16 protein-coding genes and 1 pseudogene are annotated in these 15,501 nt (G+C 64.1%); 7 read left to right on the top strand and 10 right to left on the bottom strand.

The features are described from left to right. Nucleotides 1-25: 25 nt before the first annotated feature. The gene (locus tag CI805_RS11960; protein WP_260923594.1) at nucleotides 26-304 is read right to left on the bottom strand and encodes a hypothetical protein; all 279 of its coding nucleotides are present in this window, start codon (nucleotides 302-304) and stop codon (nucleotides 26-28) included. A 47-nt stretch (nucleotides 305-351) separates the two neighbouring features. Here CI805_RS11960 and CI805_RS11955 point away from each other — a divergent pair, with 47 nt between their 5' ends. From CI805_RS11955 to CI805_RS11945, 3 genes are read left to right on the top strand one after another with little or no spacing between them, the layout of a single operon-like run. Next, nucleotides 352-591, top strand: coding sequence for a hypothetical protein (locus tag CI805_RS11955; protein WP_260923592.1), 240 nt, complete (start codon nucleotides 352-354; stop codon nucleotides 589-591). Between the two features lie 2 nt (nucleotides 592-593). Further along, complete coding sequence (locus tag CI805_RS11950) at nucleotides 594-725, top strand: hypothetical protein (protein WP_260923589.1); 132 nt, start codon at nucleotides 594-596, stop codon at nucleotides 723-725. 5 nt (nucleotides 726-730) lie between these two features. Beyond that, on the top strand, nucleotides 731-1,315 hold the full coding sequence (locus tag CI805_RS11945) for an AHH domain-containing protein (RefSeq protein ID WP_260923587.1): 585 nt from the start codon (nucleotides 731-733) through the stop codon (nucleotides 1,313-1,315). Here the strand turns inward: CI805_RS11945 and CI805_RS11940 are convergent. From CI805_RS11940 to miaA, 8 genes and pseudogenes are all read right to left on the bottom strand, one after another. Next, a pseudogene (locus CI805_RS11940) lies at nucleotides 1,279-2,219 on the bottom strand (NAD(P)H-dependent flavin oxidoreductase). The gene CI805_RS11945 and the pseudogene CI805_RS11940 sit on opposite strands and share 37 nt — an antisense overlap. Before the next feature lie 139 nt (nucleotides 2,220-2,358). Next, entirely contained in the window at nucleotides 2,359-4,038 is a 1,680-nt protein-coding gene (gene leuA, locus CI805_RS11935; protein WP_260923585.1) for a 2-isopropylmalate synthase, read from the bottom strand. 200 nt (nucleotides 4,039-4,238) lie between these two features. Next, the gene (locus tag CI805_RS11930; protein WP_260923583.1) at nucleotides 4,239-4,862 is read right to left on the bottom strand and encodes a TMEM175 family protein; all 624 of its coding nucleotides are present in this window, start codon (nucleotides 4,860-4,862) and stop codon (nucleotides 4,239-4,241) included. Between the two features lie 79 nt (nucleotides 4,863-4,941). After that, on the bottom strand, nucleotides 4,942-5,610 hold the full coding sequence (locus CI805_RS11925) for a YceI family protein (protein ID WP_260923579.1): 669 nt from the start codon (nucleotides 5,608-5,610) through the stop codon (nucleotides 4,942-4,944). Nucleotides 5,611-5,724: 114 nt separating this feature from the next. Then, nucleotides 5,725-6,744, bottom strand: a complete 1,020-nt coding sequence (ilvC, locus tag CI805_RS11920) for a ketol-acid reductoisomerase (RefSeq protein WP_260923577.1) — start codon at nucleotides 6,742-6,744, stop codon at nucleotides 5,725-5,727. A 102-nt stretch (nucleotides 6,745-6,846) separates the two neighbouring features. Next, nucleotides 6,847-7,362, bottom strand: coding sequence for an acetolactate synthase small subunit (gene ilvN / locus CI805_RS11915; protein ID WP_260923576.1), 516 nt, complete (start codon nucleotides 7,360-7,362; stop codon nucleotides 6,847-6,849). A 34-nt stretch (nucleotides 7,363-7,396) separates the two neighbouring features. After that, nucleotides 7,397-9,139, bottom strand: a complete 1,743-nt coding sequence (ilvB, locus tag CI805_RS11910) for a biosynthetic-type acetolactate synthase large subunit (protein WP_260923575.1) — start codon at nucleotides 9,137-9,139, stop codon at nucleotides 7,397-7,399. Between the two features lie 177 nt (nucleotides 9,140-9,316). Then, nucleotides 9,317-10,303 carry a tRNA (adenosine(37)-N6)-dimethylallyltransferase MiaA gene (miaA, locus tag CI805_RS11905; protein ID WP_260923574.1) on the bottom strand — a complete coding sequence of 329 codons (987 nt, stop codon included), beginning with the start codon at nucleotides 10,301-10,303 and terminating at the stop codon, nucleotides 9,317-9,319. On the opposite strand from miaA, the gene serB reads away from it, so the two are divergent. Next, entirely contained in the window at nucleotides 10,296-11,180 is an 885-nt protein-coding gene (gene serB / locus CI805_RS11900) for a phosphoserine phosphatase SerB (protein ID WP_409934893.1), read from the top strand. The genes miaA and serB overlap by 8 nt on opposite strands. A 218-nt stretch (nucleotides 11,181-11,398) precedes the next feature. Here serB and purL read toward each other — a convergent pair whose 3' ends face one another. Continuing rightward, the gene (gene purL, locus CI805_RS11895) at nucleotides 11,399-13,573 is read right to left on the bottom strand and encodes a phosphoribosylformylglycinamidine synthase subunit PurL (protein WP_260923573.1); all 2,175 of its coding nucleotides are present in this window, start codon (nucleotides 13,571-13,573) and stop codon (nucleotides 11,399-11,401) included. Nucleotides 13,574-13,718: 145 nt separating this feature from the next. Here purL and CI805_RS11890 point away from each other — a divergent pair, with 145 nt between their 5' ends. From CI805_RS11890 to coaD, 3 genes are read left to right on the top strand one after another with little or no spacing between them, the layout of a single operon-like run. After that, entirely contained in the window at nucleotides 13,719-13,973 is a 255-nt protein-coding gene (locus tag CI805_RS11890; RefSeq protein WP_260923572.1) for an exodeoxyribonuclease VII small subunit, read from the top strand. Between the two features lie 4 nt (nucleotides 13,974-13,977). Continuing rightward, nucleotides 13,978-14,904 carry a polyprenyl synthetase family protein gene (locus CI805_RS11885; protein ID WP_260923565.1) on the top strand — a complete coding sequence of 309 codons (927 nt, stop codon included), beginning with the start codon at nucleotides 13,978-13,980 and terminating at the stop codon, nucleotides 14,902-14,904. Next, on the top strand, nucleotides 14,897-15,424 hold the full coding sequence (gene coaD / locus CI805_RS11880; RefSeq protein ID WP_260927958.1) for a pantetheine-phosphate adenylyltransferase: 528 nt from the start codon (nucleotides 14,897-14,899) through the stop codon (nucleotides 15,422-15,424). Before CI805_RS11885 ends, coaD begins: the two co-directional genes overlap by 8 nt. Nucleotides 15,425-15,501 lie beyond the last annotated feature (77 nt).

The raw sequence follows: 15,501 nt of genomic DNA, 5'->3' as shown, positions 1-15,501 counted from the left end.
GCGCGGTGTTGTCACGCTGCATTTTTCAGCAGGTCAGCGCCCGGATGCCGATGCGCTGGAAGGCTTTCTTGACGATGAGGCGGTTGGTCAGGTCGTCGCGCGTGTCTCGCATCGCGCGCAGGACGGGGGGTGGGTGGAACTGCTGGCCAGCGGATTGACCTTCGATCTGTCCGGGCTGTCTCCCAGAGTTGGCGTTGATGTCGCCGATGCTGCTTTCCACCTCGGATTTGCTGCTGGCAATGTGCCGGGCACGACCGAATGTCTGGTCCTGGGCCAGGGCCCCATATCGCATCGGGTGCGACATTGTTGCCCATCCTTCGGGCGATGTTGGGGCTTGCGGCAGACCTGGCCTTGCGGCTGCCCGTCGTTGCGGTGGGCTGGGGGCCGGCAGAAACGTTGATGGATCCAAGCTATTTCGCCCGTATCGTCATGAACTGGCTGGGAGGCGGCGCGTTTCCGGTATTGGGGCTGACGGCGATTGCTGTGGCATCCGATGGCAGTGTCGCAAGCCGGGGACTGGCGCATTTCACAGGGCAGGAGTTGCAGCTTCAGGGACGAGAGGGGAGCCTGCGTCGGCAGCGATCAAGCTAGCAGTGCGCGTTATCGATCTTCTGGTCCGGGAAAGTCGCCTGCAACAGCCCCGACGGATCGAGATCGAGGGCACCACGTTGCATCTGGAGCCGTCCCGGTTCGCCAATCAGATCTGGGCCTGGCGCGAGACCTGACAGGCGTGGGATCCATAGTTTCGCGCACGCATCTGCCGTTTCGTTCGGTCAATTGTCGCGGACGACCGGACTTCGATGCAGGTTTGCAGCGGCACCATCTCCTGCCACGGCAACTTCTCAATCGAACGGTGTTCGGTCCCATGTTCGCGGCGATGGAAGGGCATCGGATGCGGTTCGAAGACTTCCGTCGCAACGGACTGTTGCTGCCCTGTCATGAGCAGGCCGCACTGCGTTCGGGATTGCCGCTTCATCGGGGGCCGCACCGCAGTTATACGCAGTTGGTCACCGAACGTGTCGGACAGATCGAGGTGCAGTGGGCGATATCGCGTCGTCTCGATCCCGAACGGGCGGATGTCGCTTTGCGGATGCGTATCGATCTTTTGCAGCGCGCGCTGAGGCGGTATCTGTTGACGCATGAACGGCGCAGCTTGCGGCTGAACCGGCATGACAGGCTTCCGGGGAGCGCTGCCTTTGCCGATCTGGACGCAATGGTGGATATGCTGTGGTCGGCAACCGAATGGCCGCAGGCCGATCCGCTGGCTTCGTTTGTTCCTCAGGCCATGCCGATCAGAGCGTCGCGGGCAGATTGATATTCCGCCTCCAGGCGCTTCACGCGCTCCGAGACGGTGGTGATGGCATCGACCGCGCCGATGCCTTGTCCTGCGCCCCAAATGTCCTTCCAGGCCTTGGCTGCGGTATTTCCGCCTGATCCGAAGTCCATCGTTGCTGCATCGCCTTCGGGCAGGCGGTCGGGATCGAGTCCGGCGGCCAGTATCGAGGGCGCAGATAGTTGCCATGGACCCCGGTGAAGAGGCTGGAGTTGACGATATCGGCCGCCCGTCCCTCGACGATGGCCTGCTTGTAGGCCTCGCTCGCTTGTGCCTCGCGCGTGGCGATCCACGGACTGCCGATATAGGCAAAGTCGGCCCCCAGTGCCCTGGCGGCGAGTATGGCGCGCCCGTTGGCGATGGCGCCGGACAGGGCCAGCGGTCCGTCGAACCATTGGCGGATTTCCTGCACCAGCGCGAACGGGCTTTGACGCCCGGCGTGTCCGCCTGCTCCTGCGGCGACTGCGATCAGGCCATCGGCACCTTTCTCCACGGCCTTGCGGGCAAAGCGGTCGTCGATCACATCGTGCAGGACCACGCCGCCCCAACCGTGCACCGCAGCATTGACCTCCGTGTTCGCGCCGAGCGATGTGATGACCAGAGGCACCTTGTGGCGTTCCAGCAGCGCAAGGTCTTCCTCCAGCCGGGTGTTGGAGCGATGGACGATCAGGTTGACCGCAAACGGCGCCGAGCAGCCCTGTGTCTCTTCCTCGATCCGGTAAAGCCATTCATCGAGCTGACTGGCAGGGCGGGCGTTGAGCGCCGGAAAACTGCCGACGATCCCGGAGCGAACTTGCGCGATCACCAGATCGGGACCGGAAACGATGAACAGCGGTGCCCCGATCACGGGCAGGCGCAGGTTCGCCAGGCAGGCGGGAAGGGGCATCCTCTGACCTTTTTAATCGTTCGATTAAATCGCTTCTAGCGCTGGTCTGTCGGGCTGTCGAGTGTGGTTGACGTATACGTAAAAAGGCCCGTCCGCGCTGCTGCACGGACGGGCCTTCCACATGGAACCGTATTGGAGATCAGGCTTCGGCGATTACCGCGTTGGCCGCGCTCAGCACGGCGCGCACGCTGGCTGTGGCGACGTCCTCGTCGATGCCCACGCCCCAGATTACCTGGCCCGAGGGCGTGACGCACTCGACATAGGCCGCCGCGTTGGCGTCCGAGTTCTTGCCCATCGAATGCTCGGCATAGTCGCGCACGTCGATGTGGATGCCGAAGCTTTCTGCCAGCGTCGCCGTCACCGAGGAGATCAGGCCCTTGCCACGTCCCGAGACCGACTGTTCCTGTCCGTCGACACCGATGGTGCCAGCGAATACGCGGCTGCCGTCGGCGGCGCGGGCTTCATCCCAGTTGATGAGCTTGAAGCGCTGCGGATCGTCGAGGCGATAGGCCTTGCGGAACACGTCCCAGATGTCGCCTGCCTGCAGTTCGCGGCCCAGTTCGTCGGCGAGATCCTGCACATGGCGCGAGAAGTGCGCCTGCATGCGCTTGGGCAGCTTGAGGCCCTGATCCTGCTCGATTACCCAGGCGAAACCGCCCTTGCCGGACTGCGAGTTGACACGGATCACCGCTTCGTAGCTGCGGCCGAGATCAGCAGGGTCGATCGGCAGGTAAGGCACGGCCCAGAGTTCGTCGTTGCGGGTTTCCTGCGCGGCGAAGCCCTTCTTGATCGCATCCTGATGCGAGCCGGAGAACGCGGTGAACACCAGTTCGCCGCCGTAGGGATGGCGTTCGGCGACCTTCAGCTGGTTGCAGTATTCGACCGTCTGGATCACCTCGTCGATGTCCGAGAAGTCCAGTTCGGGGTCGACGCCCTGCGTGTACATGTTGAGGCCGACGGTCACGAGGCAGCAGTTGCCGGTACGCTCGCCATTGCCGAACAGGCAGCCTTCCACGCGGTCAGCCCCGGCCATCAGGCCCAGTTCCGCCGCCGCGACACCGGTGCCGCGATCGTTGTGGGTGTGCAGGCTGATGACCGCCGATTCGCGGTTCGGCAGATGGCGGCAGAAATACTCGATCTGGTCGGCATAGACGTTCGGCGTCGCCGCCTCGACCGTCGCGGGCAGATTGAGAATGATCGGCTTTTCCGGCGTCGGCTGGAACACGTCCATCACGGCTGCGCAGCATTCGATCGAGAAATCGAGTTCGGCGGTCGAGAACGTCTCGGGCGAATACTGGAAGTGCCAGTCGGTCTGCGGATACTTTGCGGCCTGATCGCGCATGACCTTGGCGCCGTTGACGGCGATCTGCTTGATCTCGGGCTTTTCCATCCCGAACACAACCTGGCGCCACAGCGGCGAGACGGCGTTGTAGAGGTGGACGATCGCAGCGTGCACGCCCGCCAGGCTCTCGAACGAGCGGGTGATCAGGTCTTCGCGCGACTGCGTCAGCACCTGGACCATCACGTCTTCGGGGATGCGGTTGTTGTCGACCAGCCCGCGAATGAAGTCGAACTCGGTTGCACCGGCGCTCGGGAAACCGACCTCGATCTCCTTGAGGCCGACCTTCACGAGCAGATCGAAGAAGCGGTTCTTCTTTTCCGCGCCCATCGGGTCGATCAGCGCCTGATTGCCGTCACGCAGATCGGTGGAGAGCCAGCGCGGGGCCTTGGTGATGACCGCGGAGGGCCACTTGCGATCCGGCAGGTCGATCTGCGGGAAGGGGCGGTACTTGACCGAAGGGTCTTTCAGCATCGTCATCGGGGTAATCTCACTCGGGTAAAACGCTAATCCTGTCAGGTGGTTCGGTCCCCTTGAGCGCCTTGGCGCGTCGCAGGCCGACGCGTCACCTCACGCCCAAGGGCGGGTAAGTCGCAGGATAAGGCCGAGCTGGATAGTCATGCCGGAGCCTATGGGCAGGCTTTCCGGCAATGTAAAGGATATTCGGGAGCCTTTACGCGTTATTTCCTTGCGGCGCGATCGGCGAACAGCGCGTCCAGCGGGCTCCACGGCAGCATCCAGAACACCGCCACAAGCGCGGCGCAACCCACCCCTAGCCACGCAGACACGAAGCTGAGCGGAATACCGGCGAAGTAGACGACAGCAGCGGCAAGGCCTTTGCGCATCGTGGCATGGTGATAGTGCCGGGCAGCCGTATCGCGCGCGCCAGTCTGCTTGATCTGCCTTTGCAGCACGACATAGGCGAGGGCGGCCAGCATCAGGCTGGCAAGATAGAGCACGGCGGCGTCCCGCTCGAAATGATGCTCGCCGAGGTACGCTGTCGTGAACGGGATCAGCGAAAGCGTGAAGAGCAGCGCCATGTTCGACCACAGCAGCCCGCCTGTCACCTTGCGGGCGAGGCCGAACAGGCGATGGTGGTTCACCCAGTAGATCGCGACGTAGGCGTAGCTGAGCACATAGGCGAGGAAGACCGGCCACAGCTCCAGCAGTGCCGTAATGCTTTCCTGATGCGGGACTTTCAGCTCCAGCACCATGATCGTGACGATGATCGCCAGTACGCCGTCGGAGAACGCCTCGACGCGGTTGACGCCTTCCTGTCGCTCGATCGGAAATTCATCGCTCATGTGTAGTCGCATCCCCCCGGTTGCGTGGTCATGGAAAGTGCCGCCGTTCGAGAGCATCCCGAACGGCGGCGATCAGGATTTACTGCTTTTCGAACGCGGCGTTGATGACCAGCACGGTCTCGTCCGAGACGAGCGGCACGTACTTGGTCACGCCAAATTCCGAACGATGGATCACCATGCGGCCCAGGAAGCCGATCGAATCCTTCTTGCTCATCGGGTTCTGTGCGGCACCGAAGAAGCGCGCGCCGATCATCACCGGCTTGGTCACGCCGTGCAGCGTCAGCGAGCCTTCGATCATCGCCATGCTCTCACCCATCGGCTTGACCGAGGTGGCGACGAACGTGGCGGTCGGGAACTTGCCCGAATCGAGCCAGTCGGCGCTGTTGAGTTCCTCGGTCAGCTTGGCGCTGGTGGTCTGCACGCTCGCCGTCGGGATGGTGACGGTGAGCTTGGTCTTCGAAAGATCGGCCGGATCGAGCTGCATCGAGCCGCTGGCGCCCGAGAAAGTTCCCGCGAACGGCGAGATGCCCATGTGCGAAACGCTGAAGGCGACCTGCGTGTGGCCGGGCTCGACCGCGTACGTGCCCGCCTTGACGTCGGCAGGGGTGCCCGCGCCGTGGAGGGGTTCTGCCATCATGCCGCCGCCGCGATGACCGGCATGGTCGCCATCCTGCTGGGCGAGGAGAGGCGTGGCGGCAAGCGCGGCGAGAGCCAGAGCGGCGGCGCCGAGAAGGGGGGCTTTGCGCATAAGACGAACGTTCCCTGAAAAACGGAAAAAGGAGACGACGCAAGTCCTGCGCCGTCTCCTTCAATTCGTCAAATGCACAAGTGACAACAGCGTGTCACTGCATCATTTTCTTGCTCAGTTCTTGGTCTTGTCGACCAGAGCGTTGGCACCGATCCACGGCATCATCGCGCGCAGCTTCGAACCGGTCTCTTCGATCGGGTGACGCTTGGCGGCGATGCGCGAGGCCTTCAGCTCGGGCTGACCGGCGCGGTTGTCGAGCACGAAGTCCTTCACGAAGCGGCCCGACTGGATGTCTTCCAGAACGCGCTTCATTTCCTTCTTGGTCTCTTCGGTGATGATGCGCGGACCGGTCTTGATGTCGCCGTATTCGGCGGTGTTCGAGATCGAGTAGCGCATGTTGGCGATGCCGCCTTCATACATCAGGTCGACGATCAGCTTCAGCTCGTGAAGGCACTCGAAGTAGGCCATTTCGGGGGCGTAACCGGCTTCCACCAGCGTCTCGAAACCGGCCTGGACCAGCGCGGTGGTGCCGCCGCAGAGCACGGCCTGCTCACCGAACAGGTCGGTTTCGCATTCCTCGCGGAAGTTGGTCTCGATGATGCCCGAACGGCCGCCGCCGACGCCCGAAGCATAGGCAAGCGCGATGTCGTGGGCGTTGCCGCTGGCATCCTGATGGATCGCGACGAGGCAGGGCACGCCGCCGCCACGCTGATATTCGCCGCGCACGGTGTGGCCCGGACCCTTGGGGGCGATCATGATGACGTCGACGTCGGCGCGCGGCTCGATCAGGCCGAAGTGAACGTTGAGGCCGTGCGCGAAGGCGAGCGCGGCGCCGGGGCGCAGGTTCTCATGGATGTCGGCAGCGTAGATCGCGGCCTGATGCTCGTCGGGGGCGAGGATCATGAGAACGTCGGCCCATGCGGCGGCGTCCTTGTTGCTCAGCACCTTGAAGCCGGCGCCTTCGGCCTTCTTCGCCGAAGCCGAACCCTCGCGAAGCGCGATGGCGACTTCCTTGACGCCCGAATCGCGCAGGTTCTGTGCGTGGGCGTGGCCCTGGCTGCCGTAGCCGACGATGGCGATCTTCTTGCCCGCGATCAGGTTGATATCGCAATCGGCGTCGTAATAGACCTTCATTGGTTCTGTCCTTCCTGTGTCCCGGTCAGGGCCGGGCCCGCTGTCGTTCGGGCGCTGCTGGTGCGGCGCCAATTCAAAAGAGTTTGGTTTTAGCTGCCCGGTTTAAGCCCCTTGGGCGCCGCGGATCATCGCGACGATGCCGGTGCGGCCCACTTCGACAAGCCCGAGGTCGCGCATCAGCGTGACGAAGGTGTCGATCTTGTCGGGCGCGCCGGTCAGCTCGAAGATGAAGCTCTCGGTCGTGGTGTCGACCGCCTTGGCGCGGAAGATATCGGCAAGGCGCAGCGCCTCGACGCGCTTCTCGCCAAGGCCTGCCACCTTGATCAGCGCCAGTTCGCGCGCGACGTGCGGGCCCATCTCGGTCAGGTCCACCACCTTGTGCACGGGAACAAGGCGTTCGAGCTGCGCGTGGATCTGGTCGATCTGGCTCGGCGGACCATGGGTGACGATGGTGATCCGGCTCACCGCGTGGTTCTCGGTGATGTCGGCCACGGTCAGGCTGTCGATGTTGTAGCCGCGCGCGGTAAACAGACCGGCGATCTTGGCCAAGATGCCCGCCTCGTTATCGACCGTGACGGTCAGGACGTGGCGTTCGTCGGCTTCGGGATGAATGTGCATATGCGTTTGTCTCGTGATCTGCTTGCCGTGCCGCTCAGACGAGGGCCTTGGCGGCATCGTCCATGGTGCCTGCGACATGATCGCCGTAGAGGATCATCTCGGTATGCGAGGCGCCCGAGGGGATCATCGGGAAGCAGTTGGATTCCTTGGCGACGAGGCAGTCGACGATCACCGGGCCGGGATAGTCGATCATGGCCTGGATGCCGGCGTCGAGTTCGCTCTCGCTCTCGATGCGGATGCCCTTCCAGCCATAGGCCGCCGCCAGCTTCACGAAATCGGGAAGGCTGTCGGAATAGGACTGCGAGTAGCGGCTCTCGTACGTGAGTTCCTGCCACTGGCGCACCATGCCCATCCACTCGTTGTTGAGGATGAAGATCTTCACCGGCAGGCGATACTGCGTGGCGGTGCCCATCTCCTGGATGTTCATCTGGATCGAGGCGTCACCGGCGATGTCGATCACCAGCGCATCGGGGTTGCCGACCTGCGCGCCGATGGCGGCAGGCAGGCCATAGCCCATCGTGCCAAGACCACCCGAGGTCAGCCACTTGTTCGGACCATAGAAGTGGAAGTGCTGCGCCGCCCACATCTGGTGCTGACCGACTTCGGTGGAGATGATCGGCGACTTGTCCTTGGTCAGCTCGAACAGGCGCTCGATCGCCAGCTGCGGCATGATCGCCTTGTCGGACAGCGGGAAGGAGAGGCTCTTCTTCTCGCGCCAGGTCTCGACGCGGGCCTTCCACGCGGCGAGGTCGTTCGCCTTGCGGCTGCCCCACGCGTCGAGGATCTGCTCCATAACGGTCGCGCAATCGCCGATGATCGGCAGGTCGACGCGCACGGTCTTGTTGATCGAGGCGCGGTCGATATCGACGTGGATCTTCTTCGAGTTGGGCGCGAAGGCATCCAGACGGCCCGTGACGCGATCGTCGAACCGCGCGCCGAGGCAGATGATGAGGTCCGCCTGGTTCATCGCCAGATTGGCCTCATAGGTGCCGTGCATGCCCAGCATGCCCAGCCAGTCGGGATGGTCAGCCGGGAACGCGCCCAGACCCATCAAGGTCGAGGTGACGGGCGCGCCGATGGTCTCCTGAAACTTGCGCAGCAGTTCGGTGGCGCGCGGGCCGGAATTGATGATGCCGCCGCCGGTGTAGAACACGGGTGCCTTGGCCGCCGCGATCATCTCGACCGCTTCGGAGATTTCTTCGGGCAGGCCGACGGTGCGCGGATCGTAGCGTTGGCGGCGCTGCACCGGCGCATCGTCCCACGGCGCCATGGCAATCTGGACGTCCTTGGGAATGTCGATCAGCACCGGACCGGGGCGACCGGTCGTGGCGATCTGGAACGCCTCGTCGATGACGGCAGCCAGTTCGCGCGGGTTTTTCACAAGGTAGTTATGCTTGGTGCAGTGGCGCGAAAGGCCGATGGTGTCGGCCTCCTGAAACGCGTCCGAGCCGATCAGCGCGGTCGGAACCTGCCCGGTGATGACGACGAGCGGAATCGAATCCATGTAGGCGTCGGCAATGCCGGTGAGGGCGTTGGTCGCGCCGGGGCCGGAGGTGACGAGCACGACGCCCGGCTTGCCGGTGGAACGCGCATAGCCTTCGGCGGCGTGGGCCGCGCCGGCTTCGTGACGGACGAGAATGTGGCGTAGTCGCTCCACCCCGAATAGGGCATCGTAGATCGGAAGTACCGCGCCGCCCGGATACCCGAAAACGACTTCGACGCCCTGACGGATCAGGCTTTCGACCAGGATGTTGGCGCCACTGCGCTCTTCACTCACGACTCGTTCCTTCATGCTGCATTGCGGCTCTCATGCCGACGAAATGCCTTGGTTTTTTGACAGCGCCTGCTGTCCTCGAGTCGACCCGACACGACGTTGGCGACGTGCCGGGTCTTCCTCTCTCCCCCTGCATACTTCCATTTGCAGGTAAGGGGCGCCTGTAGGTGACGTGAAATGTTACGTCAACCCCAAGTAATGAAATAAAGTTGCCGCCACGCTATCTGGATCGAAATTTTCAAACGCAATTCTTCGCCAAGATTCCGGGGGCTGGTTGCGCAGCCAGGTGAACTGGCGCTTGGCATAGCGGCGGGTTGCCTGCGATGCTGCGGCGCAGGCATCTTCCAGCGAAATTTCGCCGCGAAGGTGGCTGGCCAGCTCCGGTACGCCGATCGCGCGCATCACCGGAAGATCGGGATTGAGCTTACGCGTCAGCAACTGTTCGACCTCTCGCAGTGCACCGCGCTCGATCATGCGGGCAAAGCGGCGGTCGCAGCGGTCGTAGAGAGCGGCGCGCTCGGGCAGCAGGATCGCGGCGTGAACCGACACGCTGCCGCCGATGCCGCCATGGGCCTGCTGTTGCCAGTGGGCGAGGGAGTGACCGGTGGAACGCACGACTTCGAGCGCGCGGGCGACGCGGGTGGTGTCGGTCGGGGCGAGTATCGCGGCGCGCTCGGGGTCCTCCTGCGACAGCGCGGCATGGGCTGCTTCGACAGGCAGGGCGCGCACTGCATCGCGGATCGCGGGGTCAATGCCCGGCACCGGCGCGATGCCATCCAGCAGCGTGCGGATATAAAGACCGGTGCCCCCGACCAGTACCGGGACAGCACCTTCGGCGTGCAGATCGTGGATCGTTCGCGCGGCTGCGCGCGCCCAGTCGGCAGCAGAGCAGCTTTCAGCTCCATCCCAGGTGCCGAACAGGCGGTGCTCGATCCCGCCCATCTCGTCCACCGAAGGGCGGGCGCTCAGCGCTTCGAGATCGGCATAGACTTGCGAGCTGTCGGCATTGACGATCACCGCCCGCCGCCCGCGTCGCTCCAGTTCCTGCGCCAGTGCGACGGCACAATCGCTCTTGCCGCTGGCGGTCGGCCCTGCGATGAGCGCCAGCGGTGGCCGGTCTCCGGCTGACATATCGTATGGCGCATCAAGGAATTTCGCAGTGCTCATTGCCCGCCTGATAGCAGAACCGGATCATCTTTCGACCAGTCTCGATGCGGCAAGGGCGCAGATGGCGTCAGACGGCGTGCGCATCGCCGATGCCACGATGCTCGATTTCTGTGGGCAGACGATGCAGATCGATTCGCCGGACGAGGATGCTGTCGCCCTGCGCGCGGCGCTCGATGCGCATTTCGGTCAGACCGACGGTCTCGTGACGAGCGAGGAGCCGATCGTGCCTGCGCTGTTCATCTCGGACATGGATTCGACCATGATCGGTCAGGAGTGCATCGATGAACTGGGTGACTTCGCGGGTTTGAAGAAACGCATCGCCGAGATCACCGAGCGCGCGATGCAGGGCGAACTTGATTTCGAATCGGCTCTGCGCGAGCGTGTGGGCCTGCTGGCAGGCTTGCCCGAAAGCGCCATCGACCAGTGCCTTGCCGAGCGCATCCGGCCGATGCCGGGCGCGAAGACGCTGGTGGCCACGCTGAAGTCGCTTGGTTGCCGAACCGTGCTGGTCACGGGGGGCTTCCATCACTTCGCCGATCCGGTGGCGACCGACCTCGGTTTCGAGCATGTCGTGGGCAATCGTCTTGAAGTCTTGGACGGCAAACTGACGGGCGGTCTTGCGGGCCCTATCGTCGACAGTTCGGTCAAGAAGGCGACGCTGCTGTCCGAAATGGCGCAGATGGGCGAGAACGCGACCTGCCTTGCGACCGGCGATGGCGCCAACGACATTCCGATGCTGGAAGAGGCGACCTACGGCATCGCCTATCACGCCAAGCCCAAGGCCCGCGCTGCGTCGAACGGCTGGATCGACCGGGGCGATCTCACCAGTGTGCTGCGCCTGCTGGGCATTCCCGAGAGCAAGTGGGTGCGGGGCTGATTTCGATTTGAAGATTTAAAGGGTTATTCCGGGGCCATGGGCCCCGGACCCCGTTACGTCTTCCGGCGCTATCTTAGCGCAAGAGGGAAGGGCACTGCGTGTCCCGTGCTCAGGAAGATCGCATTTATCCGCGACATTTGCTGCTTTGCGTCCCGATCGCGTCGGAAGACGTAAAGGGGTGCAGGGGAGCCGTGCTCCCCTGCGTCTACCCTTCAATCTTAAGCGTCCATCCAGTCGCGGAAGAAGGCTTCGTTGGCTTCGCGCAGGGCCGTTAGTTCGACGCCGACAACGCTGGTGCCGCCCACGGTGCCGATGCGCACCGCGCCGTCGAGGTGCGTCCCGGCAGGTGCAGTCGCGAGGTAGCGGCCCTGATCTTCACCGAAGGCATCGCCTGGCGTTGTCAGTTCGACGTCGAGGGTGCAGCCGATGTTGCCCGAGAGCGCCATTTCGGCCAGCGCGACCACCAGGCCGCCGTCCGAAATGTCATGCACTGCCGTCACCTTGTCGCGGCGGACCCAGCCACGGACGATCTCGCCGTGGTCACGCTCGTCGCCCAGATCGACCTTGGGCGCTTCGCCTGCTTCACGGCCCTGAATCTCGCGCAGCCACAGTGACTGGCCGAGGTGGGTGCCGAGGCGGCCCTTGGGTGCGCCGATCAGGAAGATGCCGTCGCCTTCGTTCTTGAAGGCGATGGTGGCCATCTTGTCATGGTCCGCGAGCAGGCCGACGCCGCCGATGGCGGGCGTGGGCAGGATCGCCGAACCGCCGCCGGTGGCCTTCGATTCGTTGTAGAGCGAGACGTTGCCCGAGACGATCGGATAGTCGAGCGCGCGGCAGGCCTCGGCCATGCCGCCAAGGCAGCCGACGATCTGGGCCATGATCTCGGGGCGCTGCGGGTTGGCGAAGTTCAGGCAGTTGGTGATGGCCATCGGCAGGCCACCCACCGCGCAGATGTTGCGATAGGTCTCGGCCACTGCCTGCTTGCCACCTTCGTAGGGATCGGCATAGCAGTAGCGCGGCGAACAGTCGGTGCTGATCGCCAGCGCCTTCTGGGTGCCGTGAATACGCACGACGGCGGCGTCGCCGCCCGACTTCTGCATGGTGTCGGCACCGACCTGGCTGTCGTACTGCTCGAAGATCCAGCGGCGCGAGGCGAGGTCGGCGGAGCCGATCAGCGTCAGGAGATCGGCAGCGACATCGGTAGTCTCGGGGATTTCGCCCAGAGCCGGAACCTGCGCCCAGACCTTGTATTCCTCACGGCTGATATAGGGGCGCTCGTATTCCGGCGCGTCGTCGGCCAGCGGGCCGAGCGGAATGTCGCAGACCACTTCGCCGTCGAATTCGAGGACCATGTGGCCGGTGTCGGTCACTTCGCCGATGACCGCGAAATCGAGTTCCCACTTGGAGAAGATCGCCTGCGCCATCGCCTCCTTGCCGGGCTTGAGCACCATGAGCATGCGCTCCTGGCTTTCGCTCAGCATCATCTCGTAGGGCGTCATGCCCTCTTCGCGGCAGGGGACGGCGTTCATGTTGAGGCGAATGCCCGCACCGCCCTTGCTGGCCATTTCGACCGACGAGGAGGTGAGGCCCGCTGCGCCCATGTCCTGAATGGCGACGATGGCGTCGGTCGCCATCAGTTCGAGGCAGGCCTCGATCAGCAGCTTTTCGACGAAGGGATCGCCGACCTGCACGGTCGGGCGCTTCTGGTCGATGTCGTCGCCGAAGTCGGCCGAGGCCATGGTGGCGCCGTGGATGCCGTCACGCCCGGTCTTCGAGCCGACGTAGACGATCGGATTGCCGAGGCCCGTGGCGGCCGAGTAGAAGATCTTGTCGGTCTCGGCCACGCCCACGGTCATCGCGTTGACGAGGATGTTGCCGTCATAGGCCTTGTGGAAGTTGGTCTCGCCGCCAACGGTGGGCACGCCCACGCAGTTGCCGTAGCCGCCGATGCCCGCGACGACGCCCTGCACGAGGTGCTTCATCTTGGGGTGATCGGGGCGGCCGAAGCGCAGCGCGTTCATGTTGGCGACCGGGCGCGCGCCCATGGTGAACACGTCGCGCAGGATGCCGCCGACGCCGGTCGCGGCGCCCTGATAAGGCTCGATGTAGCTGGGGTGGTTGTGGCTCTCCATCTTGAAGATGGCGGCCTGTCCATCACCGATGTCGATCACACCCGCGTTCTCGCCGGGGCCGCAGATCACCCACGAGGCCTTGGTCGGCAGCTTCTTGAGGTGGAAGCGGCTCGACTTGTACGAGCAGTGCTCGGACCACATGACGGAGAAGATGCCAAGCTCGACGAGGTTGGGCTCTCGGCCAAGCGCATTCAGGACGCGCTCGTATTCCTCGGGGTTGAGGCCGTGGGCCTCGACGACGTCTGGAGTGATCTGGGTCATGGACCCGCGCCTTAGCGGCACGCGCGCGCAGGCGCTAGCCCGATTGGAAGGCTGGAGCGGCATGGTTGCGGAAAATCATCGCGCTGTTGGTTGAGGCATGGTCGCGCCTTGACCGCGCGGGGCGCTCCGGCCATTGCAGGAGGCTATGGCCGGAGAGACCGAAAACATCGCAAGCCTCAGTTTCGAGGACGCCCTTCGCGCACTGGAAGACGTTGTGCGTCGTCTTGAAAGCGGGGACGTCGCGCTGGAGGATTCCATCACGCTCTACGAACGCGGAGAAGCGCTGCGCAAGCACTGTCAGGCGCGGCTCGATTCGGCGCAGGCCCGGATCGAGCGCATTGTCGCCGGGCCGGATGGCGTGCCGGTAAGCACCCAGCCTTTCGATTCGCCGGATCGCTGACAGCATGAGCGGGGGCAGCAGCATCAACGGGACTGCGGGCCCGGAGCCGATACTGGCAGAGGCGCTCGCGGCGATCGCAGCGGATATCGACGGCGCCTTCGATGCGCTGTTGCCGGTGCCGGGGGATGCCCGCGCCAGGCTGGTCGAGGCGATGCGCTATGCCTGCATCGGCGGCGGCAAGCGCTTGCGCCCGTTGCTGGTGTCGTGCGTTGCCGCAATGTACGGCGTGGGGCGCGAGCCCGCGATCCGGGCGGGCATCGCGCTCGAATCGATCCATGTCTATTCGCTGATCCATGACGATCTGCCTTGCATGGACGATGACGCCATGCGCCATGGCAAGCCGACGTTGCACCTCGCCTTCGATGAAGCGACGGCGGTGCTGGCGGGCGATTCGCTTCACGATTTCGCCTTTGAGATTCTCGCCGACCCGGCGACCAGTCCCGATCCCTTCGTGCAGGTCGAACTGGTGCGCACGCTGGCCCATGCTGCCGGTTGGCAGGGTATGGCAGGCGGCCAGATGATGGATCTGGTCGCGGAAGAGGGTGGGTTCGATCTTCAGGCGGTTACGCGGCTGCAACAGCTCAAGACCGGGGCATTGCTCGGCGCGGCGGTCGAGATGGGCGCCGTTCTGGGCAAGGTCGCGCCGGAAGGCCGCACGCATTTGCGTGGCTATGCGCGCGATATCGGCCTCGCCTTCCAGATCGCCGACGATCTGATCGATCATGAAGGCGATGCCGACGTGGCGGGCAAGGCCGTCGGCAAGGATGCGGGCAAGGGCAAGGAGACGTTCGTCTCGCTGCTCGGCCCCGAGCGCGCCCGCGAACAGGCGCGCATGCTTGTCGAACAGGCGATAGGGCATCTGGCGAGCTACGGCGAAAAGGCCGACGTGTTGCGCGCGGTGGCGCGCTATATCGTGGAAAGGGATCACTGACTTGAGCAGCGCAGAGCGTGTCGGCGTCTATCCCGGCACTTTCGATCCCATCACGCTGGGCCATGCGGACATCATCCGTCGCGGCGCAAAGCTGGTCGACCGGTTGATCGTCGGCGTCACCACCAACCCGTCGAAGGACCCGCTCTTTCAGCCGGACGAACGCATCGCCATGGTCGAGCGTGAAGTGGCTGCGCTGGGGCTCGATAACGTGACTGTCGTGGGCTTCAACGCGCTGCTGATGAAGTTCGCGCGGGCACAGAACGCAGGCGTGATCGTGCGCGGGCTGCGCGCGGTCGCCGATTTCGAATACGAATACCAGATGGCCGGGATGAACCAGCAGCTCGATGCCGAGATCGAGACGGTATTCCTGATGGCCGATGTCGGTCTGCAGCCGATCGCCTCCAAGCTGGTGAAGGAAATCGCCATGTTCCGGGGCGACATCACCCGGTTTGTCAGCCCTGCCGTTCGCGAAGATGTGCTGGCGCGGATTGCCGAGCGAGGGTTTCTTGGCGACTATTGAGGGCGCCATCGAATTTTTCCATTGCCCGCGTGTTGCCACAGTTACGGCTCAGGTAACGCGCTCCCCGTAATTCGTTC

This window comes from Novosphingobium sp. 9, assembly GCF_025340265.1.
Classification (GTDB): Bacteria; Pseudomonadota; Alphaproteobacteria; order Sphingomonadales; family Sphingomonadaceae; genus Novosphingobium.
Note: the sequence above shows the minus strand (reverse complement) of the source record. Positions and strands in the feature narration are given on the sequence as shown.

Bases quoted from the DNA above. Each gene is read 5' to 3' on its own strand.
- purL (WP_260923573.1), bottom strand. From the start codon at position 13,573: ATGACCCAGATCACTCCAGACGTCGTCGAGGCCCACGGCCTCAACCCC.
- miaA (WP_260923574.1), bottom strand. From the start codon at position 10,303: ATGAGCACTGCGAAATTCCTTGATGCGCCATACGATATGTCAGCCGGA.
- ilvC (WP_260923577.1), bottom strand. From the start codon at position 6,744: ATGAAGGTCTATTACGACGCCGATTGCGATATCAACCTGATCGCGGGC.
- CI805_RS11925 (WP_260923579.1), bottom strand. From the start codon at position 5,610: ATGCGCAAAGCCCCCCTTCTCGGCGCCGCCGCTCTGGCTCTCGCCGCG.
- CI805_RS11890 (WP_260923572.1), top strand. From the start codon at position 13,719: ATGGCCGGAGAGACCGAAAACATCGCAAGCCTCAGTTTCGAGGACGCC.
- CI805_RS11885 (WP_260923565.1), top strand. From the start codon at position 13,978: ATGAGCGGGGGCAGCAGCATCAACGGGACTGCGGGCCCGGAGCCGATA.
- leuA (WP_260923585.1), bottom strand. From the start codon at position 4,038: ATGACGATGCTGAAAGACCCTTCGGTCAAGTACCGCCCCTTCCCGCAG.
- CI805_RS11930 (WP_260923583.1), bottom strand. From the start codon at position 4,862: ATGAGCGATGAATTTCCGATCGAGCGACAGGAAGGCGTCAACCGCGTC.
- ilvN (WP_260923576.1), bottom strand. From the start codon at position 7,362: ATGCACATTCATCCCGAAGCCGACGAACGCCACGTCCTGACCGTCACG.
- CI805_RS11960 (WP_260923594.1), bottom strand. From the start codon at position 304: ATGTCGCACCCGATGCGATATGGGGCCCTGGCCCAGGACCAGACATTC.